This is a genomic window from Streptomyces sp. NPDC058008 (assembly GCF_042886395.1).
Classification (GTDB): domain Bacteria; phylum Actinomycetota; class Actinomycetes; order Streptomycetales; family Streptomycetaceae; genus Streptomyces.
Map to the genome: position 1 here is coordinate 76,128 of NZ_JBHVQX010000006.1, position 25,100 is coordinate 101,227.

The following is a 25,100-nucleotide window of genomic DNA, read 5'->3' on the forward strand; positions in this document are numbered from 1 at the left end:
GGCGGGTGTTCGGGGCATGAGGGGGCGCGCACGGGCACGCTGCCGCCCTGACGCGGGTGCGGGACGGTCCTCGTCACCGGATACGGGCGCGCCGGAGCGGCCGCCGGCGTGTGCCGGGGTGACGGTGAGCGGATGTGCAGATGTACGGGCCGCGGCTCGGACGGTCCGCCGTACGTCGGGTGGTCGTACGGCAGGTCGCCCGGGGGCTCAGCCGGAGCGGTCCAGCCGGGTCCAGGCACCCTTGACGGTGGCCAGGTGCACGGTGACGTCGGAGGCGTTCAGTCCCGGGAGGGCTCCGATGACCTCGCCGGTGTAGCGGAACAGGTCGGTGCGGCGGGGCAGGACCATGTGGCCGACCAGGTTGAACCTGCCCGTGGCCGCGGCGAGGAACTTGGTGCCGGGATGTCGGGCGAGCTGCCGTCCCGCCGCGTCGAGCCGGTCCGGCTCGATGGAGAGCCACACCATGAACTCCGCCTGGTACCCCAGGAGCGCCGGGTCGACGAGGGTCCGGAAGTGCAGCACTCCGCGCTCCACCAGCCGGTCCATGGCCCGCGAGACACTGGACTCGCTGCGCCCCAGCCGGCGGGCCAGGGTACTGACCGGCAGCCGGCCGTCCTCGGCGAGTCCGTCGGCCACGGCCTGCTCGATGCCGGACAGCGCTTGTGGCGCCCGGTCCCAGTCGTCACGGTCGCAGGATGGGGCGAGCGTGGGCGGCCGCAGGTCGGCGACCGCCTCGGGCGGGAGCAGACCGGTGTCCCACATGGCAGCCGAGGTGAAGTTGCGGATGACGGCGACGCTCTCGGTGCCGGTCATCAGGTGTGCGCCGGGCAGATCGGTGAAGAGCAGCCTCATCAGCTGTTCGTTGTCCTGGGCGACGAAGTCGACGATCAGGTCGGCCGTACCGGTGACGACGGCCAGGAACCGCACCTCGGGGCACTCGGCCAGCAGCTCCGCGAGTTCCAGGCCCTTGCCCGGCTTGGCGTGCACGCGTAGGAGCATGGACGAGCCGCTTTCGGTGCGGTCCAGCTCCAGCGCGCCGACCACGTGTACGAGCCTGCGCTCGCGCAGCGCCTGGTAGCGCCGCTGCGCGGTGGTCTCGCTGACCTCCACCCAGCGGGCGACGGCGTTCCACGACGCACGGCCGTTGAGCTGGAGCGCGGCGATGACGCGGCGGTCCAGTTCGTCGATCATGCCTGCGTGGGCTCGGGATGACATGGCAGGGACGTTAATCACCACCCGGAAACCCGTCAACGATGGAATCCTGCATAAAGCCGCACCCCAGAAGGGGTCTCCGGTGTCAGATGTGTTTCGGACAGGGAAATTCAGCAGATCGTCCCTGGTCGGCCGGGGGTACCGCCCCGTGCAGGATCGCCCCGCGGGAGCGTGCAAGTTTCCGCTGGGCCGCTGTGAGGGCCGTCACCGGGGCGCGCGCCAGGCGCTTCACGGGTCCCGGTCGGCGCCGGCCGGAGCCCGCCGTGCGGGAACGCGCCGCCGTGTCGGCCCCCTCCTCACGGGGCCTTGAAGTACGCGGGGAACCGTGGCCCCAGCCACGGCCTGCGGCCCCATGCGAGGACGCGTCCCCTGGCCAGGGCGCCCGCCGGGGAGCAGCGGCCGAGGGCCATGAGCAGGAAGGTGACCGGCTCGACGGAGATCGTGCAGTCGGGGCGGTCCGGGACCTCGTGGCCCACGGTCGCCACGCCGTCGGTGAAGGTGACGCCGATCCGTCCTCCGCCCCGGAGCCTGACCGCGTAGCGGGCGTTCAGCCCTGCCGTGGTCGCGGGGTCGGTCACCCGTGGCATGGCCTCGACCATGAAAGGAAGCGCCAGCGCGACCCGGTCCCGGTCGACCATGTGCGGACGCTTCAGCGCGCGGGCCAGGTCGTGGCCGTGGCCCAGCATGTGCGTCAGGAGGTACGAGCCGAGGACCGCCCGGTCCATCGGACCCATCGGCGTCATCAGCCGCTCGTCCGCCGGGGGTCCGGACGCCGCGTCCAGGTACGCGTCGGCCTGCGCCACGATCATCGCGGCCAGCGGTTCCGCCCGCCGCTCGCCGAACGAGGCGAGCACCTGCTCGTTGGCCGCGGCGATGCCCTGCGGGGTGCCGTCGCCGTACCGGCGGGACCGTCCCGCCGCCGCCTCCGCCATCAGCGCGTTGGCCCGGGCCAGGTGCGCGGCCACCTCCCCCACCGTCCACACCAGCCCCGGCACGGGAGCGCCGGTGTCGGGGGCGCCCCTCAGCAGGTCCGCGATCTCCCCGGCCGTCGCGCGTATCGCGTCGGCCAGCCCTTCGGGCAGGTGACCGGGGTGCGTGCCCCGGACGTCGTTCCCCCGGTCCGCCGCTGAGCCCATACCGTCACCCTCCTACGGGACGAGGCACCCGTCGCGCGGGCCCACCGCCCGCTCGTTGCCTGCGGGTACACGAGAACAGTGACTACCGCGCCCGGGCAAGAGTCCTGCGGGTACACGAGAACAGTCACTACCGCGCCCGGGCAAGAGTCCTGCGGGTACACGAGAACAGTCACTACCGCGCCCGGGCAAGAGGCCTGCGGGTGCCCGGCGTTCGGCGTCCGTCGGCGAGCGAGCGCCTGACCTGGTGGCCCGGGACACGGCGGGTTCCCTGACGCCCCTGTAGTGTGCGTGCCCGGCGTCCGGTACCGGCCTCGCACCGACAGCCGAGCGCTGTCCCGCACCGTGGAGCCGGGCCACCCCCGCACCGCGTGGCGACCCGACACGCCCGAAGGAGAACACACCATGCCCCAGGCCGACACCCCCGTCGTCAGGAACGTGGACGCCAGACACCGCTACGAGATCCTGGTCGGCGAGGTGAGGGCCGGGTTCACCGCCTACCGCGACCGTGACGAGCGGCGCGTCTTCTTCCACACCGAGATCGACGACGCCTTCGCGGGCCAGGGGCTGGCCTCCGTCCTCGTGCGGGAGGCGCTGACCGAGGTGCGGCAGTCGGGCAGGCGGATCGTTCCGGTGTGCCCCTACGTGGCGAAGTTCCTGAAGAAGCACGAGGAGTTCGCCGACATCACCGACCCGGTGACGCCCGAGATCCTCCAGTGGCTGGAGACCACCCTGGCGCGCTGAACCGTCCTCTCCGCGACCCGGGCACCGTCCGGGTCGCGGGTGCGGGTGCTCTCAGGCGGGCCGCAGCTCGAACCAGTCGAAGGCCGGGGCTCCCCGGGTCGCGTACATGCCGATGACCCGGCCGGTGAAGCCTCCCGCGACCTCGGTCGTGAGGTAGCGGCCGTCGAGTTCGGCGAGGATCTCGAAGTCCCCGCCGTCGGTCTCGTACCCCAGGCGGAGGGTGTCCGGCGCGCCGATCCGGAGGCCGGAGGGGGCGGCCGCGTCGGGGCCGGTGGGACGCGTGGTGACGGTGGGCGGCAGGATCCCGGTGGTGGTCACCTCGATCCGCAGCGTCAACGGCCCTGCGGGTACGTCGCGTTCGGCCACGGTCCCGCGCAACGGTCCGATGCGGGCGACCGCGCGTACCTTCCCGTCCTCCACCTCCACCTGGAAGTGGTGGGCCTCGTCCAGCCGCACGGCGAGGCCGCCCCTGCCTCCCGCGCCCACGTCGACGCGCGTCCGCGCACCGCAGTCGGGGTCGCGCTGGCGGCGCCCCACGAACAGCGCCCCTGGTCTGTCCATGCTGTCCGCTCGGGCGTGCAGCACCAGGTGTCCGGGCCTCTCGTCGAGGCGTACGGCACTCGGGTCGTGGCGTCTGAGCGAGACCCAGCAGGGTGCGAGGGCGGGAGACCCGAAGTCGTCACGGTGCGGCTCGGCGGGCCAGGGGTGCGGGGTCAGCTCAGGTGCCGGGGAGCGGAGTTCCAGCGGTCCGGGCAGTGGCCACCCGTCCTCCCACCGCACCGGCACCAGGAACGTCTCGCGGCCCATGCCGTGGAACTTCGGGGTGTCGCCCCGGGGCCGGGTACCCAGGAGCACCATCCACCAGGTGCCGTCGTGCGCCTCCACCAGATCACCGTGCCCGGTGTTCTGCACCGGGTGACCCGTACTGCGGTGGGACAGCACGGGGTTGGCCGGATGCGGTTCGAACGGTCCCGTCAGGGAGCGGGCCCGGGCGATCGACATCGCGTGCCCGCGTTCGGTCCCGCCCTCCGAGAGGAGCAGGTACCACCAGTCGCCGATGCGGTAGAGGTGCGGACCCTCGGGGTACTGGAGCCCGCTCCCCGACCACATGTCCACGGTCCCGCCGAGCAGTTCACCCGTCTCCGGCTCGATGCGCACGGCCCGGATCCCGTCGTTGGAGAACACGCACCAGCAGTTCCCCTCCTCGTCCCAGGCGAGGTCGGGATCGATGCCCGGGATGCCGACCGGCACCGGATCCGACCACGGCCCGGCGGGGTCCTCGGCGGTCACCAGGACGTTGCCCGCCCCGGCCACGACGGTCGTGATCATCCAGAAGCGGCCGTCGTGGTGGCGCAGCGTGGGTGCGTAGACCCCGCACGAGGACGGCGCGTCGTCGGGCAGCGCGAGCTGTGACGGCCGGTCGAGCGCGTGCCCGATCAGCCGCCAGTGCACCAGGTCCCTGCTGTGCCACAGCGGTACGCCGGGGACGTACTCGAAGCTGGACGTCGCCAGGTAGTAGTCCTCGCCGACACGGCAGACGCTCGGGTCCGGACTGAATCCGGGTATCACGGGATTGTCGAAGAACGCCATGCTCTGTCCTCGGGGCTCGGGCCAGGACCGTGTCCCACGGCCATGATCGTTGAAGCGCTTCGAAGATGGCAGCCGGGCGGGAGGGTGTCAATAGGATGCGCCGGAACCGGGGCGGGGGCGCGTGCCGCCCCGCACGGCCGGTGCACTGCCTCGGAGGGTGCGGGCGCCCCGCCGCCGGGAAGGGAACGGTGTCGAAGCGCTTCGACGGCGGTGGTTCGTGTCCTCCGGATCCGCGCGCCGCGGCCACCCGCGGACCCTGCCCGACCGGTCGGCGCGGGCGCGTCCCGCGCGTCCGCACGGGGCCGGGACCCCGTGCGCCACAGGCAGCGAGTAGGACGGACGCGTCGCACCGGCGTCGGCGTCGGCGCCGCGGGGCGGGCGTCGGTGGGGCGGTTCCCCGACGGTTCGGCTGCTCAGCCGAGGCAGAGCTCAGGGGGCGGAGCCGAGCCTCAGCCGAGGCAGAACTCCGGGGCGGAGCCGAGCCGTGCGCGGTCGCTCAGTCGAGGCAGAACTCGTTGCCCTCGACGTCCTGCATCAGCAGGCACGACTCGTTCTCGTCGTCGGCGAGCAGCAGGTGCACCCGCCGGGCTCCGAGCGGGAGGAGCCGCGCGCATTCGGCCTCGAGCGCGGCCACCCGCGCCTCCCCCACGAGCCCGGTGCCGACGCGTACGTCGAGGTGCACCCGGTTCTTGACGGTCTTCCCCTCGGGAACGCGCTGGAAGTACATCCTCGGGCCCACGCCCGAGGGGTCGCCGCACGAGAACGACGCTCCCCTGAGCTCCGGCGGACGCGTGTCCTCGTAGTCGGCCCAGGTGGCGAACCCCTCCGGTGGCGCCGGTGCCACGTAGCCCAGCACCTCGCACCAGAATCGGGCGACGCGCTCCGGCTCCGCACAGTCGAAGGTGATCTGGACCTGCTTGATCGACGCCATCGGGCCACCCTAACGGGTGGCGTTCAAGGGGGCCTTCGAATTATCCGCCGCCCGGACCGGCCTCCCGTAGGCCCGGCCGGGCGCCCTGCCGGCGCCTGGGGGCGGGCCTCACGCGTCCGGGGGCACGGGCGCGGAATCGCCCTCCGCTGACGGCCGGACGCCGGCCCGTCCGGCGCGTCCGGCCCCGGCCCGCCGGTCGGCCACGGTCCGGCGCCCGGTCCATCCGCATGCTGGACCTGGCGCCTCGCGCCGCCCGGATGCCCCGTAGTCTGACGCGTGCAGCTGGTTCGCCCCGTCCGCCAGACGGGATGCGTCGTAAGAGGGAACCCGGTGGGAATCCGGGACTGCCCCGCAGCGGTGAGCGGGAACGACCGCCGTCATACGCACTGGGTCCGACGTACCGGGCCTGGGAAGCGACGGCCACTAGGTGTCCTCACACAGGACGTGCCCGCGAGTCCGAAGACCTGCCAACTGCCCGCGCGCGGACCATCCGTGCGCGGACATCCCGGTGACCTCGAGGGCGGGTCGGCGTACCTACCAGGCCGTCACGGCGTCGTACGACGCCTCACGTCCCGGTACGTCACCCCTTCGCGCGCTCGTGCCGTCCCCGGGATCTCAGGGATTCATCTCGCGAAGGAGATCTCCGTGACCACCGAGCACACGACCGCGACCGCGCGGTCCACCGTCCACGGCTACCCCCGGCAGGGTCAGAACCGGGAACTGAAGCAGGCGGTGGAGGGCTACTGGAAGGGGCGGGTCACCGCCGACGCCCTCCGCGCCACCGCGGCCCGGCTGCGCGGCGACAACTGGCGGCAGCTGAGCACGACCGGGATCGACGAGGTGCCCACCGGGGACTTCTCGTACTACGACCACGTGCTGGACACCACCGTCATGGTGGGAGCCGTGCCGGCCCGCCACCGCGAGGCGGTCGCCGCGGATCCGCTCGACGGCTACTTCGCGATGGCACGCGGCACCCAGGACGTCGCACCACTGGAGATGACCAAGTGGTTCGACACCAACTACCACTACCTGGTGCCGGAACTGGGGCCGGACACGGTCTTCTCGGCGGACTCCGCCAAGCAGGTCGCCGAACTGACGGAGGCACTCGCCCTGGGGCTGAACGCCCGGCCCGTCCTCGTCGGCCCGGTCACCTACCTGCTCCTCGCCAAGCCGGCCCCCGGCGTGTCCGCGGACTTCGACCCCCTCACACTCCTGGACCGCCTGCTGCCGGTGTACGCGGAGGTCCTCGCCGACCTGCGCGCGGCCGGTGCCGGGTGGGTGCAGCTGGACGAGCCCGCGCTCGTCCAGGACCGCACACCCGCCGAACTGAACGCCGTCGAGCGCGCCTACCGGGGTCTCGGCAGCCTCGACGACCGGCCCGAGCTGCTCGTCGCCTCCTACTTCGGCCCGCTCGGCGAGGCGCTCGCCGTGCTGGCCAGGACTCCGGTGGAGGGTCTCGCGCTGGACTTCACCGAGAGCGCCGCCGTGAATCTGGACGCCCTGGCGGCCGTCGGCGGACTGCCCGGCAAGCGCCTGGTCGCGGGGGTCGTCAACGGCCGCAACATCTGGATCAACGATCTGGAGAAGTCGCTGTCCACCCTGGGGACGCTGCTCGGCCTCGCCGGGCGGGTCGACGTCGCCTCCTCCTGCTCCCTGCTGCACGTCCCCCTCGACGCCACCGCCGAACGGGACGTCGAGCCGCAGGTACTGCGCTGGCTGGCCTTCGCCCGGCAGAAGACCGCCGAGATCGTCACCCTGGCCAGGGGCCTCACCCAGGGGGTCGGCGCCGTCACCGCCGAACTCGCCGCCAACCGGGCCGATCTGGCGTCCCGCGCCCACTCCCCCGTCACCCACGACCCGGCCGTCCGCGCCCGCACCGCCGCGGTGACACGGGCCGACGCCCTCCGCTCCCAGCCGTACGCGGAACGGGCCGTGGCCCAGCGGGCCCACCTGGGCCTGCCGCTGCTGCCGACGACGACCATCGGGTCCTTCCCGCAGACGGCCGAACTGCGCGCCGCCCGCGCGGGCCTGCGGAGCGGCCGCCTCGACGCGGCCGGGTACGAGGAGCGCGTCAAGGCCGAGATCCAGGAGGTCATCTCCTTCCAGGAGAAGGCCGGCCTGGACGTCCTGGTGCACGGTGAGGCCGAACGCAACGACATGGTCCAGTACTTCGCCGAACAGCTCACCGGTTACCTCGCCACCCGGCACGGCTGGGTCCAGTCCTACGGCACCCGTTACGTCCGCCCGCCGGTCCTGGCGGGCGACGTCTCCCGCCCCGAGCCGATGACGGTCGGCTGGACGACGTACGCCAGGTCACTCACCGACCGGCCGGTCAAGGGCATGCTGACCGGGCCGGTCACCATGCTCGCCTGGTCCTTCGTCCGCGACGACCAGCCCCTCGGCGACACCGCCCGCCAGGTGGCACTCGCCCTGCGCGACGAGGTGAACGACCTGGAGTCGGCCGGGACCTCGGTCATCCAGGTGGACGAGCCCGCACTGCGCGAGACGCTGCCCCTGCGTGCGGCCGGCCGTCCCGCCTACCTGGCCTGGGCGACGGAGGCGTTCCGGCTCACCACGAGCGGGGTGCGGCCGGACACCCAGATCCACACCCACATGTGCTACGCGGAGTTCGGCGACATCGTGCAGGCCATCGACGACCTCGACGCCGACGTGATCAGCCTGGAGGCGGCCCGCTCCCACATGCAGGTCGCCCACGAGCTGGCGGACCACGGATATCCGCGCGAGGCGGGCCCGGGTGTGTACGACATCCACTCGCCCCGCGTTCCGAGCGCCGAGGAGGCCGCGGAACTCCTCCGCAGGGGCCTGGAGGCGATCCCGGCCGAGCGGCTGTGGGTCAACCCGGACTGCGGGCTCAAGACCAGGGGCTGGCCGGAGACCCGGGCGTCGCTGGAGAACCTGGTCGCCGCCGCACGCGTGGTGCGCGGCGAACTGCCCGCGTCCTGACCTCGCCGGACCGGCCGGGGCGCCCCCGCGCGCCCCGGCCGGTCCGGACGCCCTCCGGTCCCCGGGCGCCCGGGGCGAGCCCCGTCCGCTCAGGTTTCGGGCGCCGGAGGCCGGACACGTGCGAGGGGGCGGGGCCGGAAGGAGATCCGCACCGACCCCTCCACGGCGACACGGAGAGCAAGAGGTCCAACACACCGCGTACAGGCGTTAATAATTTAGTCATTTGAACCTGTTTGCCCACTTTGCTGCCGGGTACCCCGCAGTGAGGACGGAATGAAGCATTCCGCCGCGTGACCGATCCGTCGTCTGGAGACTTCATGCCGGAGCAGCGCACGAGTTCATTCGCCACCGTCAACCCCGCCACCGGCGAAACCGTGGCGGAGTTCCCCTCGATCCAGGGCGAAGAGGTCGATTCCGCCCTCGACGCGGCGGACCGCGCCTTCGGTGCCTGGCGGAGGAAGCCGATCGAGGACCGCGCCGCCGTGGTCGGGCGCGCGGCCGAGCTGATGCGGGAGCGCAAGGAGCCGCTCGCCCAGATCATCACCCTGGAGATGGGCAAGCTGATCTCCGAGGCACGCGGTGAGGTGGACCTGGCCGCGTCGATCCTGGCGTACTACGCGGAGCACGGCCCCGGCTTCGCCGCCGACGAACCGCTGGACGTCGAGGAGGGCGAGGCCTGGCTCGTCAGCGAACCACTGGGGGTGCTGCTGGGCGTCATGCCGTGGAACTTCCCGCTCTACCAGGTGGTGCGCTTCGCGGGGCCCAACCTCGTGCTGGGCAACACCGTGATGGTCAAGCACGCGGGAATCTGCCCGCAGTCCGCGCTCGCCCTGGAGTCGCTGTTCCGGGACGCCGGCGCTGGACCCGGCGTCTACACCAATCTGTTCGTGAGCCACGAGGAGATCTCGCGCGTCATCGACAGTCCTGTCGTGCGCGGGGCCTCCCTGACCGGCAGCGAGCGGGCGGGAGCCCAGGTCGCCGAACGCGCCGGTCGGAACATGAAACCCAGCCTGCTGGAGCTGGGCGGCAGTGATGTCTTCATCGTCCTCGACGGGGAAGGCCTGGAACGCACGGTCGGCGCCGCGGTGGCGGGGCGGATGGCGAACACCGGGCAGAGCTGCGTGGCCTCGAAGCGGTTCATCGTCGTGGCGGACGTGTACGACGACTTCGTGGAGGGCATGCGCCGGGCCTTCTCCGAGCTCCGCCCCGGCGACCCCTCGGACGAGGCGACGACCCTGGGACCGCTCTCCTCGGAGCGGGCGGCGTCGGACCTGACCGACCAGATCCGTGAGACCGTGGAGCAGGGAGCCGACCTCGTCATCGGCGGCGCGCGCGTCGACCGCCCGGGCGCCTACGTCGAGCCGACGATCCTCACCGGCGTCAAGCCCGGCATGCGGGCCTACGCCGAGGAGCTGTTCGGGCCGGCGGCCGTGATCCACCGGGTGGCGGACGAGGACGAGGCGGTCGCCCTCGCCAACGACAGCCAGTACGGCCTCGGCGGATCCGTCTTCTGCGCGGACGTCGAACGGGCCCGGAAGGTGGCCGAGCGGGTGGAGACCGGCATGGTCTGGATCAACCACCCGACGTCCACCCAGCCGGATCTCCCCTTCGGCGGGATCAAGCGCTCGGGATACGGGCGGGAGCTGTCGAAGCTCGGCATGCGGGAGTTCGTCAACCGCAAGCTGGTCCGTGTCCTGCCGCCGGACGCGGAACTGCGCGGCATCGCGGGCTGAACCGCCGGCCCCGCGCCGTGGTGACGCCCCGGCCCGCCGTCACCGTCCCGGGAAGCCGGGAGCGAAGGGCCCGAGGACCGGAGAAGCCGGGAAGGACCGGGCGACCGGTCCGGCACCCCCGGAAAGACCGACGACAAGGAGCCACCCATGCCCGCAGTACCCGCCCTCACCCTCAACAACGGTATGGAGATCCCCCAGCTCGGTTTCGGTACCTTCCAGATCCCTCCGGAGGAGACCCGCGAGACCACCCTGACGGCGCTGAAGACCGGCTACCGCCACATCGACACCGCGCAGATGTACGGCAACGAGAGGGAGGTCGGGCAGGCCGTCCGGGACTCGGGGCTCGACCGGGCGGACGTCTTCGTCACCAGCAAGCTGGACAACCACGCCCACGCGTACGACGACGCGCTCCGGGCCTTCGACGGCACGATGGAGAAGCTGGGACTGGAGTACCTGGACCTCTTCCTCATCCACTGGCCCCTGCCGGACCGGGGCGACTTCGTGGAGACGTGGAAGGCCCTGGAGGAGATCTACCGTTCGGGGCGGGTCAAGAGCATCGGGGTCTCGAACTTCCAGCCGCACCACCTGCGCCGGCTGCTGGACGGCGGTGTGGTCGTGCCCGCCGTCAACCAGATCGAGGTGCACCCGTACCTCACCCAGGACACCGTGCGGGCGTTCGACGCCGAACACGGTATCGCCACCGAGGCCTGGTCCCCCATCGCGCAGGGCAAGGTGCTCGACGATCCCACGCTCGTCCGGATCGCGGAGCGGGTCGGCAGGTCGACGGCGCAGGTCACCTTGCGCTGGCACCTCCAGCGCGGGGACATCGTGTTCCCCAAGTCGGTGACCCGGAAGCGGATCGAGGAGAACTTCGACCTCTTCGACTTCGAGCTCACCGAGGGGGACATCGGCGAGATCAACGCCCTGAACCGTGACGAGCGCACGGGGTTCGACCCGGACCGCTTCAACGGCTGAGGCTCCCCGGCGCGGCAGCGCAAGCGCGCCGCACCGGACCCGCCCCTCGGTGAGGGGCGGGTCCGGTGCCGCGCCTGCCGTTCGGAGGCGCGCCCGCCACCGACGGGGAGCGCTACTTCAGGGCGGGCGGCGCCGCGTCCGGCGAGGTGCCCCACCGTGACGGCGTCCCGCCGACCTCGAAGGACAGCTCGCGTGTTCCGCGGATGTCGTCGGTGGTCAGGTAGGTCTTCCCGTAAGGGGTCCCGTCCGTCCGCGCCGACCGGATGTAGCGCGCCGAAGCCGACGTACCCGGAGCCTTCACGGTCAGGCCGCCCCGGGGGTAGTAACGGCGGTCGAGGGTCAGGTCGACCCGCTCGAACACGGGGGTCGACAGACCCCAGGTGTCGGTGCCCGGCTGGACCGGGAAGATCCCGATCGAGGACAGGACGTTCCAGGCGGACATCGTGCCCAGGTCGTCGTTGCCGGTCATCCCGGTCGGGCTGTCCGTGAAGAGCGTGAGCGCCGCGTGCACCACGTCCGTCGTCTGCCAGGGCCGGCCGGTGGAGAGATAGGTGTAGGGGGCGATCAGGTCGGGCTCGTTCTGCGGGTTGTACTTGTCGGCGTTGTAGTAGTCGTAGGGCCCGTTCACCCACACCTCCCGCGCGGTCCTCGCCGGGTCCTGGAGCAGCTGCTCGTAGGCGAAGAACGAGTCCAGGCGTTCGTTGGCGGCCTCGGTGCCGCCGATCAGGGAGACCACGCCGGGCAGGTCCTGCGGGACGAGCCACTGGTACTGCCAGGACGTGCCCTCGTGGAAGCCCTCGCTCCGCGCCGGGTCGACGGGGCCGGTGAAGTCACCGTTCGCGTCCCGTGCGCGGAAGAAGCCGGTCGAACGGTCGAAGATCTTCCGGTAGTTCTGGGCCCGTGCGGTGTAGCGCGCCGCGTCGGCCCGGTGTCCCAGTTCCTTCGCCATCTGCCCGAGCATCGCGTCGGACAGGGCGTACTCCAGGGTCGCCGAGGCCCCGTGGTCGTAGTCGGAGTCGCCCGGCTTCACATGGGCGCGGCCCTTGACGTACGGCGCGAACCCGTCGGCGAGGTACTCCTTGTTCGCCTCACGGCCCACCGGCGCGGAGTCGGCCGGCGGCACGCCGTCGGCGTTCTTCCTCAGCGCCCGGTACGCCCGCTCCTCGTACCCCTTGAGCAGTCCCTGCTGGTAGGCGTTGGTGAGGAAGGGAGTGACGGGGTCGCCCGTCATGATGTTCGTCTCGACCGTGCCGTAGCCCCACTTGGGCAGCCAGCCGCTGTCCTCGTCGATCGTGAGGACGGAGATCGCCATGTCCCGGGACTCGTGGGGCGCGAGCAGGGAGAGGAGCTGGGCCTGGGTGCGGTAGGTGTCCCAGAGGGACCAGTTCTGGTAGTAGGTGAATCCCTCGGCCCGGTGGATCCTCTGGTCCCAGCCCGTGTAGCGGCCGTCGACGTCGCTGCCGATGTTCGGCGCGAGGAACGAGCGGTACAGGGAGGAGTAGAAGGTCCGGCGCAGGGTCTCGTCGCCGCCCTTCGCCCGGACGTCGCCGAGGCGGTCCTCCCACGCGGCCCGCGCGGCGCGCGCCACGCGGTCGTACGAACGGCCGCCTTCGGCACGGAGGTTGAGGGCGGCTCCCCTGGCGTCCACGTACGAGATCGCCGTGGTCGCCTCGACCGTGCGGTCCTCGGAGGTGTCGAAGCGCACATAGGCGCCGTTGCGCTCGGCACCGGCGGAGGAGGCCGTGGACCCCTGGGTGACCGTGTCGCCCTTCCACGTCCCGGAGGTGGTGAAGGGCCGGTCGAAACGGGTCAGGGTGTACACCGTGTAGGGCTTGGTGTCCTGGCAGAAGCCGCTGCCGGTGACGGCCGTGCGCACGGTGCGGTTGTCGAGGATCTCGACCTCGGTGTTCACCGTCCGGTGGAGCGACTGGCCGGCGTTGATGAGGACGTTGGCCTTGTCCGTGGCGGGGAAGGTGTAGCGCTGGACCCCGGTGCGCCGGGTGGCGCTCAGCTCGGCCCTGATCCCCGTCCCGAGCCCGACCATGTAGGTGCCGGGGCCCGCCTTCTCGTCGTCGTGGCTGAACCCGGCCGCGTACGTGGCGTTGTCCGTCGAGGTGATGTCACCGGTCGTCGGGAGCACCGGGAGGTCACCGCCGAGGCCGCAGCCGACTCCTGACACATGGACGGTGGAGAAGCCCCTGATGCGGTTCTGCGCGTAGTCGTAGCCCGTGCTGTGTCCGGTGTCCGGCGAGAGCTGCACCATGCCGAAGGGCACCGCGGCGCCCGGGTAGGTGTTGCCCTCGTTCTCGGTTCCGATGAACGGGTTGACGAGATCGGTGAGCCGGCCGCGTTCGGCGGGGCCCCCTCCGCCCGCCGCTGCGGGTGCGACGGCGCCGCCGAGGAGTGCGGCCGTGGCGGCCGCCGTCCCCGCGCCGCGGATCCACTGGGTCCATCTCATGGAATGAGCGCCTCTCCCGATGCCGACAACGTTGTCATGCGCAGTGCGCGATCATTCTTGGCCCGTATGCGTGTACTCGTCAAGAGTCGCGGCGGGGCGCGTCACGGGCCGCCGGATCCGTCCACCGCACGCCTCGGTCACCGGACGGAGCAGGCCGGGAGGGCGGGTTCCCCGCTCGCCGGCGGGCTGCCTCCGCGTGCGGGAGCGGGCTTCCGGCACCAAGGTCGAGGCAGGACGCAGAACCTGCCTGGCGGCGGTCTGCCCGCTGCACCCCGGAGGCGATGCCGTGAGCCCGTACCGCACCACGACCGGGCTGACGTCGCACACCCCGCGGAACGAGAGCGACCTGCTCCCCCGGTGGACGCGCTTCGCACCCGTGGCGCTGGTGGTGCTCGCGCTGGCGGTCGACGTGCCCACGCCCGGAGCGTTCAGCGGGGACGTGTTCCTGATCCTGAGCTCCATGATCGCGGCCTGCGTGTACGCGCTGCGGGCGGTGGTCTGGGTGGCCGTCCTCAACAGCGCGGCAGGGCTGGTCCTCCTCTTCACGGGACACCTGTCGGCCGACGGCCGTCACGCGGTGGTCGACTACGCCGCCATGCTGGTCCTCGCCTGGGCCTCCGTGCCCCTGTGCCGGCTGCGGCTGTCCTTGCGGGACCGTCTCCAGGGTGCCGAGCGGGTGGCGGAGAGCGCCCAGCGCGCCGTGCTGCCGCCGGTGCGGGCGTGGTGGGGGAACACCTGGATCGCGGTCCGCTACGAAGCGGCGTCCGCCGCCGCGTCCGTCGGCGGTGACCTCTACGCGGCGGAGCACACGCCCTACGGTGTGCGCCTGCTCATCGGCGACGTACGCGGCAAGGGGCTGGACTCCGTCCCCGGCGTCGCCGCGCTGGTGGGCAGCTTCCACGAAGCCGCCCACCACACCCCTTCGCTTCCGGAGCTGGCCCGTCATCTCGACGAGGCCGTGACCCGTCACACCCGGGAGACCGCCGCGGTGAGCGGGAGGAGCGACATGAGCGGGGAGCACTTCATCACGGCGGCCATCGCCCAGATCCCGGACGACGGCACCGAGGTGCGTCTCATCAGCCGGGGGCACTGCCCGGCCTTCCTGGTGAGCGGGGACGCCGTGCGGGTCTGGGAGCCGGAGCATCCGGGCCTGCCCCTGGGGCTGGGCGAGCTGGACTCCGGCCCGTGGGCGGACGAGTCCCGTCCCTTCGGCCCGGGCAGTCTGCTCCTGCTGTGCACGGACGGGCTCCTGGAGGCCCGGGACGCCGACGGGCGTTTCTACACCCCGGACCAGGATCTGCGGCAGGTGTGGCGCCAGGGACCGCCGGCCGTCGTGGAGCGGCTCGCCCAGGCGGTCCACACCCATACGGACGGGGTGCTGACGGACGATCTGGCCCTGGTCGCCGTCACCCGTGCGGAGCACGCGCCGCCGCGAGGGGCGGGAACGCGGGCGTCGTGAAGGGAGGGGCACCGGCCGGTGGTGCGAGGGCCGGCGCCCCGTACGGCACGGTCAGCGCAGCTTCGCGTAGACGATGAGGTTGTCCACGGGGTGACCGGCGGCGTCGAAGTCGCCGTCACAGGTGATCAGCCGCAGGACGCGCTCGTCGGTGGCTCCGTAGACCTTCTGGCTGGGGAAGGCGTTCTTCTTCACGGTCTCCGTCCCGGTGACCGTGAAGTGGTTCTCCTTCCCCGCCCCGTCGGACACGGTGATGTCCGCGCCCTTGGCGATCGTGTGCAGGTCGTGGAAGACGGCCTTGCCGAGACGGGTGTCGTTGTGGCCGATGAGCACGGCGGCTCCGGGCTCGCCGGGCACCGCGCCGCCCGCGTACCAGCCGGCCGTCATTCCCTTCTCGGCGGCCGGGACCTCGACCGTGCCGTCCTCGTTGAGTCCCAGCCGCAACAGTTCGCTGTCTATCCCCAGCGACGGGACCGTCAGCCGGGTCGGGGCGGGCGCCTTGGGCGCGTCCGCGGATCCGGACGCCGGTGAGGCCGTCCCGGCGGAGGACGACACGGGCGCGTCGGACGCGCCGCAACCGCCGGCGAGGGTGATCAGCAGAGCTGCCGCCACCACGGAACCAGCGGTCCGCCGGGGCGAGTGAGGGATGAGGGGCATGAGTACTCCGGTGCGGGACGTACGGAAGCGGGAGGGACAACGGCGGGTGGCGGCGCGCCCCCCCGGGGGGGGGGGGGCCCCGGGGGGGGGGGGGGGGGGGGGGGGGGGGGGGGGGGGGGGGGAGGCCGGATGCGAGAGGGGCGGGGCGGAGCTCACGTGCCGGACCGGGCGGGCGGCTCTTCGGCTCGGGGGTGCCCCTGGGGGGGGGGGCCCCCCCCCCCGGGGGGGGCCCCCCGCCACGGTGCGGGATCAGCCGTTGACGTGCGCGGCGGACCGGCGGCGGAGCACGAGGACACCGGCGCCCGCGAGCAGCACCGCACCGGCCGCGGAACCGTACAGCGCGGTGCTGCCGTTCTCGGCCGGACGCTCGCCGGCGGCGACGCCGCCCCTCGGCACGGTGCCGGCCGGGACGTCCTCCGCGGGGACCGGAGCAGGCGTCGCCGACTCCCCGGCGGGGACGGGCGACGGCGGCTCGGTGGCCTCGGCGGGGGCGGGGGACGGCGCCTCGGTCGCCTTGCCGGGGGCCGGCGCCGCGCTCGGGGACTCGGTGCGCTCGGCGGGAACCGCCGAGGGGCCGTCGGCGACGGCGGCGGCGGACGGCAGCAGCACCGCGCCGATGGCGGCGGTGGCGAGGAACGCGGTCCGCAGGGTGGGACGAAGGGACATGAAGAACTCCGATTCCAGCCCGGCGTTGGTGGTGCCCCCGCGCGGATGCGCGTGGGGCGCCGGGCATGCCCACAGACTGGCGTGAAGTTGTGAGGAAGCTGTCAGACCTCCGTGTCCATCGGATCAGGACCGGCCGGCGGCAGCCGCAGGGTGAACACCGATCCCCGGCCCACGGTGCTGGTCACGTCCGTCGTCCCGCCGTGCGCCTCGATGAGCTTGCGGACGATCGACAGTCCCAGTCCGCTGCCTCCGGTGCGGCGGCTGCGTGACTTCTCCGCACGCCAGAACCGGTCGAAGACGTGGGGCAGATCCTCGGGCGCGATCCCGCTGCCGGTGTCGGCGACCTCCAGGGCCACCCGCTGGTCCGCTCCCCCGGTCCCGGTCACGTGGGCGCGCAGGGTGACCCGCCCTCCCTCCGGCGTGTGGCGGACGGCGTTGGAGACCAGGTTGCCGAGCGCCTGACGCAGCCGGACCGGGTCGGCCACGAGTTCCGGAACCGGTTCCGGCCCTTCCGCGGCGGCCACGGTGAGGCCGACGCCCGCCGCGTCGGCCTGCGCCTGGTGGGCCGCCACCACATGGGCGAGCAGGTCACCGGCCCGTACGGCCTCGGGGTGCAGGCGCAGGGCTCCGGCATCGGCCGCCGACAGGTCCTGGAGGTCGTCGATGATGTGCTGCAACTGGACCGCCTCCTCCAGGAGCGAGGAGACGAAGGAGGCGTCCGCGTCGGCTATGCCGTCCTGGGCCCCCTCCAGCCACCCCCGGATGTTGCTCAGCGGGGTGCGCAGTTCGTGGGCGACGTCGCTGACCATCACCTTGCGCTGCTCCTCCAGCCGGGCGCGGTGGGCCGACATGTCGTTGAAGGCCGCGGCGAGGCGGCCGATCTCGTTGTCCGAGGTCACCTCCACATGTGACGGTCCCTCACCGTCCCGCATGCGCTGGGCCGCTCCCGTGAGCGCGTGCAGCGGTCGCGTGAGGCGGATCCCGGCGAGCACGGAGGCACCGACGGTGAGCGCGAGGACGAGCGCCGCGGCCCCGGTGATCTTCGCGGTGTTCCCGTAGGACAGTTCGAAGCCGGGGACGGCACCGCCCCCCGGATCGGTGATGAAGAGCAGGGCCGGTGAGGCGACGTACGAACTGAGCTGCTCCTGGCGGGCGATGCCGATGCACGAGGCGATGTCGCGGTCGTTCTCGCTGTCGAACGGCGCGGGCGTGGGGGCCGACGAGGGCGAGGCCTCCCGCGCGGCCTCGGTACGAGGCACGGGCACCGGCTCGGGCACCGCCGTGGCGGCGCGGGGGTCCTCGGCCGTGTTCCACGACAGGTCGAGATCGAGCTGTACGCCTTCACGGCCCTGCCGGTCCAGGCAGGCGTTGACGAGCGCGTTGAGCGCGGTGAGCGCCTTCGCCTCGGTGCCGGTGGGGTTGTCGAGGTCGTCCGTCGAGCACTGGCTCCAGCGCAGGCGGTCGGGGTCGTTGCCCACGACCTGGATACGGGGCCGTCCGCTCGGTCCCTCGACGACGTCGGAGGCGATTCCGGACCTGCTGAGGCACTGCACCGCCTCATCGGCGGTGCGCCGCAACGACGTTCGCTCGGTCTCGGACAGCCGGAACGGGCCGACGGCGCGTGGGTCGACGCGGTCGTTCCCGGAGCGCTGTTCCCCGTCCGTGCCGGGGGCCGCGATCGTGACGGAGCCGGATCCCGCCTCCTGCTCCGCGGAGACGGCCGCCACGGACAGCGGGTCCACGACCGCGGACGCCTGGGGAGGCAGGGCGGGCGGCGGCGAGGAGGGGCCGGCGGAGTCCGCGAGGATCTGCCGGGTCTGGGTCGTCAGTGTGATCCGCCGGTCGGACGCCTCGGCGAGTTCGTCGACCGTGGCCCCCACCCCGTCCCAGGTGGGGTGGCCGGCCGCGTAGGCGAGCAGGGAGTCCAGGACCCGGGTGTCGGCGGCGAGGTTGCGGCCCTGTTCCTGCTCGATCGCTCCGGACGTGGTCTGCACGGCGAGCCACGCGGTCGCGGCGACCGAACAGGCCGCCACCAGCGCCGACACCCCGAGGAGCCGGCCGAGGAGGCTCTTGCGCAGCGGCAGCCGCAGGCGCTGCGCGCGCCGCTCAGCGCGCCGACGCACGGGGGGCGCCCTTCAGCGGGTCCATGAGCTTGTAGCCGACGCCGAAGACGGTGAGCAGCCGGACGGGCCGGCGGGGCGCGCGCTCGATCTTCTTGCGGAGGTTCATGATGTGCACGTCGACCGTACGGCTGCTGATGTAGCGGTCGAATCCGTGGAGTTCGGCGAGCAGTTGGTCGCGGGTGAAGACGCGTTCGGGTTCGGCGGCCATCGCCGCGAGGAGCCGGAACTCCCCCGGGGTGCACTCGACGCCCGCACCGTCGACCGAGACCTCGTGGCGCGTGGGGTCGACTGCGAGTGTTCCCACCCGCAGCACCTGGTCGTCCTCGCGCGCCCCGTCCCGCCGGGTGCGGCGCAGGAGGGTGCGGACCCGCGCCATGAGTTCACGGGGGCTGTAGGGCTTGGTCATGTAGTCGTCCGCGCCCAGGTCGAGCCCGAGGAGCATGTCGTCCTCCGTGGCACGGGCGGTCAGCATGAGGACGGCCGGCTCACGTCGCTCGGCGCGCAGGATGCGGACCACGTCGAGTCCGTCCGCCCGCGGCATCATCACGTCGAGGACGAGCAGGTCCGGCGCGCCCTGCCGCGCCTGTTCGAGGGCGGCGAGACCGTCGGGGACCACGGTGACCGTGTGTCCCTCGCGTTCGAGGTAACGGCGGACCAGTTCGGCTTGTTTCGCGTCGTCTTCCGCGACTATGACGTTTGCGCACACGCGGTCGATCGTAGAGGAGCGTGCGACGCGCCCTCTTCCCGTGGAGCGGAGGCCGCGGCTCCGGCTACGGTCTCCGCACCCCTGGCCGGCGGGCCGGGGTGCGGAGTCCGCAGCGGGTCAGCAGACGCCGTCGCCCGGCTTGGGGTTGCCCAGGCCGAACAGCGGGCGCAGCTTGAGTCCGATCCAGGTGCCGGCCAGGGCGACCGCGCCCCAGAGCCAGCCGCTCAGGCTGCCCGAGGCCACCCCGGCCAGGTACGCGCCGATGTTGCAGCCTCCGGCCAGCCGGGCGCCGATGCCCATGAGTACCCCGCCGAGCACCGAGGCGACCGCCGTGCGCCAGGGGATCCCACGGTGCAGGGCCCACGTACCGCCGAGGGCGGCGGCCACCGCGGCGCCGATCATGATGCCGATGTCGGTGAGGCTGTTCTTGTCGGCCAGCACGGGGCCCGCGAGCATCTCCGCGTTGCCGGGCTGCCGCCACCAGGTCCAGTTCTCCGGGTGGCCGCCGAGGGCGCCCACCAGTTCCGAACCCCACAGGCTGAACGCGCTGGTGACACCCCAGGCCCCGCCGGACACCGCGAGCACTCCCGCTCCGAGGACGGCCAGTGCGAGGGCCCCGGCGGCCAGCGGCCAGGACCCCCGCAGGGCCCGGACGGCGGCGGTGCGCGCGGAGGGTACGGCGCCGAGGGGCGGCGGGTTGCGGCGGGCCTGGATCCGCCGGGTGACCACGACGACGAGCAGCAGCGCGGCGATCGTCACCGCCCACGAGCCGAACCAGCCGATGTGGTCGGACAGCACGACCGGCTCCCAGGCGGGAAGGTCCTTCCACAGGTCGAACTGCCAGGCGGCGAGGGTGGCCCCGGCGATGAACCCGCCGAGGGTCAGGAGTACGGAGGTCTGCCCCGCCCCGACGGCGAAGAGGGTGCCGGAGGCGCAGGCACCGCCGAGTTGCATCCCGACGGCGAAGAGCAGCGAGCCCACGACCAGACCGGCTCCGAGCGGCCCGGCGGACGGGGCCGGCGTCGAGCCGAACAGCCCGGTGCCCGTGCCGATCAGCAGGGCGAACAGGGTGGCCGTGGTGCCGAGCAGCAGCGTGTGCGCCCGCAGGCCGGCGCCGTTGCCGACCGCGATGAGCTGCCGCCAGGCCGAGGTGAAGCCGAACCGCGAGTGGAAGAGGGCGACGCCCAGACCGAGCCCCAGCAGGAGCAGGACGCCCGGCCGGGCGCCGTGCGTGGACCACACGTACGCGGTCAGGGCCACGGCGAGGAGCCCGGCCACCACGAGGGGTGTCCTGCGCACCGGGGGCAGGGGCGGCGCCTCCGGTCGCGGCACGGAGGTGCGGGAGGGGACGAACAGGGCGGCGGGCCGTGCGCGCGGCGGCGCGGCCGGCCCGGCAGGTGGCGCGGTGGTCACGAGAGGTCTCCGGGGTGGTGCTCGGCGGACGGCGGCGGGGAACGGTCGACGGCGCTGTGCGCACCGCGGACGCGGGTTCAGCCGCTACAGAGTCCGTCGTCGACGCACCACGCCGAGTGCGCGAACAGCGCGAGGCACAGGGACGCAACCGATGCAGACATGCGTACGAATATACGGACGGCGGTGCTCCGTATGCCTCGCCGTCTCGCCATGCGGAAGGCCCGGCCGGCTGCCCGGCGCCGGGCGGCGAGGTCCTCACGGGCGGCGACGCCGGCCCCGGCGCCCCGGCGATCCCCCTCGCCGCTCCGGCCGTGGGCCGCGACCGTGGACGCGGCCCCGGCACGGTGCCCTCGTACACCCCCGGCGGCCGTCCGACGGCCCCGCACCCGGCGGCCCCCGCGGGGATCGCGCCGGTCCGTTCCGCCGGAGGCTCTCCGCCGGGGTCCCGGGCACCGCCCGGGACCGGCGCGCGTGCGGGTGGTGCGGACGTGCGCCACCCGCACGGGGAACACCTCGCAGGTGCGCCCTCACCCCGTAGGCGTGAGGATGGCCGTGCCGCACGGGTGCGCGTCCCCGGCCGTCGCCCGTCCGGGTCCCGGTCGTCCGTCGGTGGTGCAGGACGGCCCGTCCGCCCGGCGGCGTACGCCGCCACCGCGGTCCCGCCCGTCGAGGAGGTCCATGTGTCCGGCTCATCAGTCCGTCCCCTGCACGGCCGTGTGGCCGTCGTGACCGGTGCGGCGCGCGGCGTCGGAGCGGCCGTGGCGCGGGAACTGGCGCGGCGGGGAGCCACGGTGGCTCTGCTGGGCCGTGAGGAGGCGACCCTCGCCCGGGTCAGGGACACCGTTCCCGGGGCGATGTGCTGGGAGGTCGATGTCACCGACGACGCCGGTATGACGCGGGTCGCCGGTGAGGTCCGCGACCGGATGGGTCCGGCATCCGTCGTGGTGGCGAACGCCGGACTGGCCGAGGGCGGCCCGTTCGGGGAGTCCGATCCCGTCACCTGGCGGCGCGTCGTCGAGGTGAACCTGGTGGGCAGCGCGATCAGCGCACGTGCCTTCCTGCCCCACCTCCGGGCGACGCGGGGTTACTTCCTCCAGGTCGCCTCACTGGCGTCCATCGGAGCGGCGCCGATGATGAGTGCCTACTGCGCCTCCAAGGCCGGGGTCGAGTCGTTCGCCCACTCCCTGCGGGCCGAACTGGCACACGAGCGGGTGGGGGTCGGCATCGCCTACCTGAACTGGACCGACACCGACATGGTCCGCGACGCGGACGAGCACCCCGTCCTGCGGGAGCTGCGGGCGCACATGCCGGCCCCGGCGCGGAAGGTGTACCCGGTGGAGACCGTGGCGGGGCGGCTGGTGCGTGCGGTCGAACGGCGCAGCGCGGCCGTGTACGCGCCCGGCTGGCTCCGCCTCACGCAGGTGGTGCGTGCCGCGATGCCGCCGGTGGTCACCGCGCTCTCGAAGCGGGAGATCCCCAGACTGCGCCGCGAGACCTCCTTCGAGGCGACGGGACTGCTGGGAGCCGGCGGCCGGGCGGACCTGGACGGCCGGGAAGCTCACCGGGAGCCCCGCACGCCGTGACCGGCCGCCGCCCGCCCACGGCACGCCCCGAGGCCGTGCGCCACAGGGCCGGTCAAGTGGTGTCGGCCGCGAACGCGCGTGGCTCCGGGAGCGGCGGGGGCACATGAGTGGCGTAACCCGTCCCCGCGTCCGCAGGAGCATCATGCCGCCTCAGGGTTCCACCCCGCGCTACACCGTTCCCGGTCTGAGCACCAAGGAGGGCGGGCGGATGATCGACTTGTTGCGCATGCGCCTGCACTCGCTCAACGACCTGGCGCTCACGCTGAAGCACATCCACTGGAACGTGACGGGCCCTCACTTCATCGCCGTGCACGAGATGCTCGACCCGCAGACCTCGGCGGTCCGGGACATGGCCGACGCCACCGCGGAACGCGTCTCGGCCCTGGGGGGCGTGCCGCACGGAACGGCGGGCGTGCTGGTCGCCGAGCGGACGTGGGACGACTACAGCGTGGGGAGGGCGGACGCCATCGCCCACCTCGGCGCGCTGGACCTCGTCTACACGGGCATCATCGAGGACCACCGGAAGGCCGCCGCCAAGGCTGCCTCCGTCGACCCGGTCACCGAGGACCTGCTCATCGAACACCTCCGTTCGCTGGAGCAGTTCCAGTGGTTCGTCCGAGCCCACCTGGAGAACAGCGCCGGGGCTCTCACCACCACGGAAGCCCGCAGCGAGAAGCAGGCCGCGGCGGCGGCAGGTACGCCGATCCCGGCGAGGCAGACGGCCAGCCCCCGGCGTACGGCCAAGAAGCCCGCGGCCTCGACCAAACGCGCCAGGTGACCCCCGGGCGCCCCTGACCTGCGGGTCGCGGGCTTAGCGGGGCCGGCGGCGCGGGGAACCTCCCGTACGACGGCGCCTTCCGCGAAGGGCGGTGCGCCCCGCGCTCCCGACGGAGCACCGGGCACACCGCTCACCCCGCGTTCACGTCCGCGGGAACGTCACGTCGCCGCTCACGCCTCGTCGTGGTCGTCGACGAAGCCGAGTCGCCGGTTCAGGGCGATGACCGCGTCGTTGGCGGGGTGGTGGACGGTCCGCAGCAGCTTCATGCCGTGGGCGCGCGCGTAGCGGATGCCCAGGACCTTCATGGCGAGCGCGATCCCGCGGCCCCGGTGGCTCGCGAGGACGCCGGTCATCTCGTTGAACGCGTGGCCCTCGGGCTGGAGCGAGGTCGACGCCATACCGACCCACGCCCCGCCGTCCAGAGCGAGAACGACGCCGGCCGGGTCGTAGGTGGGTGTGTCGACGCGCTGCGCCAGGTACTCCTCGAACGTGTAGAACCGGCCGCGCTCCGGGATGTCCGCCGCACAGGTCCTGTTCAGTTCGTAGAGCTGCCGCCGGTGCCCGTCGGTGTCGCCCAGGTCCGCCATGGTGGTGAAGTCGGTCCCGGCCTCCCGGCAGCTCAGGAGGCGGGGTTCGAACCGGGCGTCGTCGAACGCGTCCAGTTCGAGCTTGAGCCGAACCCACTCGATGGCCATGAGCACCTCCGTCGTCACCCGTTCAGAGCACAGCCACCGAGCCTACCGTTCGCCGGACCCGTTCCTCCCTGTGCCCGTGCCCCCACCGCGGTGGTGCGCGGCGGGGGCACGGACCGTGGGCCCGGAGCGGGTCAGCCCGTGTAGGGGGCGAAGACCCGGGTGAAGTCCCACGGTTGCTGGGAGACACCCGAGCAGGTGTCGGCTCCTCCGCCGGTGCAGGGCCGGTCGCGGTTGACCGACCAGAAGGTCAGCCGCGCCAGGTGGCGCTGCTGGGCGTAGGCCAGGATGGTGCGGAAGTCGGCCACGGTCACGGTCTCGCCGTTGTCGGTGATGCCGTTCATCGAGGAGATCCCGGTGTGGCGGTAGGCCTGGTCGTCGGAGTACCCGTAGGCGTTCTTGACCGCGGTCTTGAGGCCCTCGGCGGCGCGGACGGTGAGCTGACCCATGTTCTGGCCGGCGCCACCGAAGTTGAACGGCATGATGGTCCAGCTGTCCACGGTCAGCCCGGAGGCCGCCGCCTTGCCGATCAGGCTGCTGTCGGGGCCGTTCTGGCCCGTGCCGAAGGTGACGTACAGCTTGATGCCCGGGTTGTTGGCCCTGACGGTCTTCAGCGCGTCGACCGTGCGCTGCTGGACGGTGGGACTGTCGTACGCCGCGGCCTCGATGTCGATGTCGATGGCCTTGAGCCCGTAGGCGTTGATGACCTTCTGGTAGGCGGCGGCCAGCTCGCCCGCGCTGGAGCACGAGCTCTCCAGCTTGTTGCCGCTCCAGCCGCCGAAGGAGGGAATGACGTCGCCGCCGGCCGAGCGCACCGTGTTGACGGTCTGCTGGTCGACCCCGCCGGTGAGTGGCCGGCTGCCGTCCCACTGCGGGTTGCAGTAGCCGTTGCTGAGGACGAAGGCGAGGGTGAACCACTTGACGCCGGTCGCGTTCATCACGGTGGTGGGACTGGGCGGACTGCCCCAGCCGTTGTAGAGGTACGGGGCCACGGCCATGGCTCCCGGTGCCGGGGTCCCCCCGCCGGCGCCCGGCGCGTTCCACTTCTGGTTGGCGGCGCCGGTGCACGTCCAGATCTGCAACCGGGTCGCGTTCGCACTGCTCCCACCGCTCACATCAAGACACTTGTCCGCCTGCGGATTCACGATGTCCCGCGCTGCCGGCGTGGCCCACTGCTGCGCCGCCGAACCATTGCAGTCCCACAACTGCACCACGGTCCCGTCCGCCGTACCCCCCGACGCGACATCCAGGCACTTCCCCAACGCCCGGATCGTCCCGTCGACGCC

The 25,100-nt window shown here is 72.8% G+C and carries 19 protein-coding genes and 1 riboswitch; of the genes, 7 read left to right on the forward strand and 12 right to left on the reverse strand.

What is annotated here, in order from left to right; genetic code table 11:
- Positions 1-207: 207 nt before the first annotated feature.
- Together ACFVS9_RS07835 and ACFVS9_RS07840 are read right to left on the reverse strand one after the other, a co-directional pair.
- The gene (locus ACFVS9_RS07835; protein ID WP_389931074.1) at positions 208-1,191 is read right to left on the reverse strand and encodes an Lrp/AsnC family transcriptional regulator; all 984 of its coding nucleotides are present in this window, start codon (positions 1,189-1,191) and stop codon (positions 208-210) included.
- A 317-nt stretch (positions 1,192-1,508) separates the two neighbouring features.
- Positions 1,509-2,348 carry a maleylpyruvate isomerase family mycothiol-dependent enzyme gene (locus ACFVS9_RS07840; protein ID WP_389930901.1) on the reverse strand — a complete coding sequence of 280 codons (840 nt, stop codon included), beginning with the start codon at positions 2,346-2,348 and terminating at the stop codon, positions 1,509-1,511.
- A gap of 402 nt (positions 2,349-2,750) precedes the next feature.
- Between ACFVS9_RS07840 and ACFVS9_RS07845 the strand changes: the two genes are divergently transcribed.
- Positions 2,751-3,089, forward strand: coding sequence for a GNAT family N-acetyltransferase (locus ACFVS9_RS07845; RefSeq protein ID WP_389930902.1), 339 nt, complete (start codon positions 2,751-2,753; stop codon positions 3,087-3,089).
- 51 nt (positions 3,090-3,140) lie between these two features.
- On the opposite strand, the gene ACFVS9_RS07850 is transcribed toward ACFVS9_RS07845, so the two are convergent.
- Both ACFVS9_RS07850 and ACFVS9_RS07855 read right to left on the reverse strand, forming a co-directional pair.
- Complete coding sequence (locus ACFVS9_RS07850; protein WP_389930904.1) at positions 3,141-4,679, reverse strand: glycoside hydrolase family 43 protein; 1,539 nt, start codon at positions 4,677-4,679, stop codon at positions 3,141-3,143.
- A 496-nt stretch (positions 4,680-5,175) separates the two neighbouring features.
- Complete coding sequence (locus tag ACFVS9_RS07855) at positions 5,176-5,610, reverse strand: VOC family protein (RefSeq protein ID WP_383116843.1); 435 nt, start codon at positions 5,608-5,610, stop codon at positions 5,176-5,178.
- A gap of 266 nt (positions 5,611-5,876) precedes the next feature.
- Positions 5,877-6,097, forward strand: a riboswitch (cobalamin riboswitch).
- Between the two features lie 158 nt (positions 6,098-6,255).
- Between ACFVS9_RS07855 and metE the strand changes: the two genes are divergently transcribed.
- From metE to ACFVS9_RS07870, 3 genes are all read left to right on the forward strand, one after another.
- Positions 6,256-8,574: a 5-methyltetrahydropteroyltriglutamate--homocysteine S-methyltransferase gene (metE, locus tag ACFVS9_RS07860; protein WP_383116842.1), complete on the forward strand. Its 2,319-nt coding sequence runs from the start codon at positions 6,256-6,258 to the stop codon at positions 8,572-8,574.
- Positions 8,575-8,891: 317 nt separating this feature from the next.
- Entirely contained in the window at positions 8,892-10,307 is a 1,416-nt protein-coding gene (locus tag ACFVS9_RS07865; protein WP_383118887.1) for an NAD-dependent succinate-semialdehyde dehydrogenase, read from the forward strand.
- Between the two features lie 147 nt (positions 10,308-10,454).
- Positions 10,455-11,282, forward strand: coding sequence for an aldo/keto reductase (locus ACFVS9_RS07870; RefSeq protein WP_389930907.1), 828 nt, complete (start codon positions 10,455-10,457; stop codon positions 11,280-11,282).
- A gap of 112 nt (positions 11,283-11,394) precedes the next feature.
- Here ACFVS9_RS07870 and ACFVS9_RS07875 read toward each other — a convergent pair whose 3' ends face one another.
- Complete coding sequence (locus ACFVS9_RS07875) at positions 11,395-13,740, reverse strand: GH92 family glycosyl hydrolase (RefSeq protein WP_389930908.1); 2,346 nt, start codon at positions 13,738-13,740, stop codon at positions 11,395-11,397.
- Positions 13,741-14,026: 286 nt separating this feature from the next.
- On the opposite strand from ACFVS9_RS07875, the gene ACFVS9_RS07880 reads away from it, so the two are divergent.
- Positions 14,027-15,199: a PP2C family protein-serine/threonine phosphatase gene (locus ACFVS9_RS07880; protein WP_389930910.1), complete on the forward strand. Its 1,173-nt coding sequence runs from the start codon at positions 14,027-14,029 to the stop codon at positions 15,197-15,199.
- A gap of 51 nt (positions 15,200-15,250) precedes the next feature.
- Here ACFVS9_RS07880 and ACFVS9_RS07885 read toward each other — a convergent pair whose 3' ends face one another.
- The 5 genes from ACFVS9_RS07885 to ACFVS9_RS07905 all read right to left on the reverse strand — a co-directional run bounded on the left by ACFVS9_RS07885 (position 15,251) and on the right by ACFVS9_RS07905 (position 20,761).
- The gene (locus ACFVS9_RS07885; protein WP_383118883.1) at positions 15,251-15,853 is read right to left on the reverse strand and encodes a class F sortase; all 603 of its coding nucleotides are present in this window, start codon (positions 15,851-15,853) and stop codon (positions 15,251-15,253) included.
- A 249-nt stretch (positions 15,854-16,102) separates the two neighbouring features.
- On the reverse strand, positions 16,103-16,519 hold the full coding sequence (locus ACFVS9_RS07890) for a hypothetical protein (protein WP_383118323.1): 417 nt from the start codon (positions 16,517-16,519) through the stop codon (positions 16,103-16,105).
- Between the two features lie 101 nt (positions 16,520-16,620).
- On the reverse strand, positions 16,621-18,642 hold the full coding sequence (locus tag ACFVS9_RS07895; protein ID WP_389930911.1) for a sensor histidine kinase: 2,022 nt from the start codon (positions 18,640-18,642) through the stop codon (positions 16,621-16,623).
- Complete coding sequence (locus ACFVS9_RS07900; RefSeq protein ID WP_383118321.1) at positions 18,626-19,348, reverse strand: response regulator transcription factor; 723 nt, start codon at positions 19,346-19,348, stop codon at positions 18,626-18,628. Before ACFVS9_RS07900 ends, ACFVS9_RS07895 begins: the two co-directional genes overlap by 17 nt.
- 117 nt (positions 19,349-19,465) lie before the next feature.
- Positions 19,466-20,761, reverse strand: coding sequence for a YeeE/YedE family protein (locus tag ACFVS9_RS07905; RefSeq protein WP_389930913.1), 1,296 nt, complete (start codon positions 20,759-20,761; stop codon positions 19,466-19,468).
- A gap of 680 nt (positions 20,762-21,441) precedes the next feature.
- Here ACFVS9_RS07905 and ACFVS9_RS07910 point away from each other — a divergent pair.
- On the forward strand, positions 21,442-22,344 hold the full coding sequence (locus ACFVS9_RS07910; RefSeq protein ID WP_383118319.1) for an SDR family oxidoreductase: 903 nt from the start codon (positions 21,442-21,444) through the stop codon (positions 22,342-22,344).
- A gap of 142 nt (positions 22,345-22,486) precedes the next feature.
- Positions 22,487-23,122, forward strand: coding sequence for a Dps family protein (locus ACFVS9_RS07915; protein WP_389930915.1), 636 nt, complete (start codon positions 22,487-22,489; stop codon positions 23,120-23,122).
- 170 nt (positions 23,123-23,292) lie between these two features.
- On the opposite strand, the gene ACFVS9_RS07920 is transcribed toward ACFVS9_RS07915, so the two are convergent.
- Together ACFVS9_RS07920 and ACFVS9_RS07925 are read right to left on the reverse strand one after the other, a co-directional pair.
- A complete protein-coding gene (locus ACFVS9_RS07920) occupies positions 23,293-23,817 on the reverse strand; it encodes a GNAT family N-acetyltransferase (protein ID WP_383118317.1) in 525 nt (174 codons plus the stop codon).
- A gap of 131 nt (positions 23,818-23,948) precedes the next feature.
- Positions 23,949-25,100, reverse strand: a 1,152-nt coding sequence (locus ACFVS9_RS07925) for an RICIN domain-containing protein (protein WP_389930917.1), incomplete at its 5' end; no start/stop codon positions are given.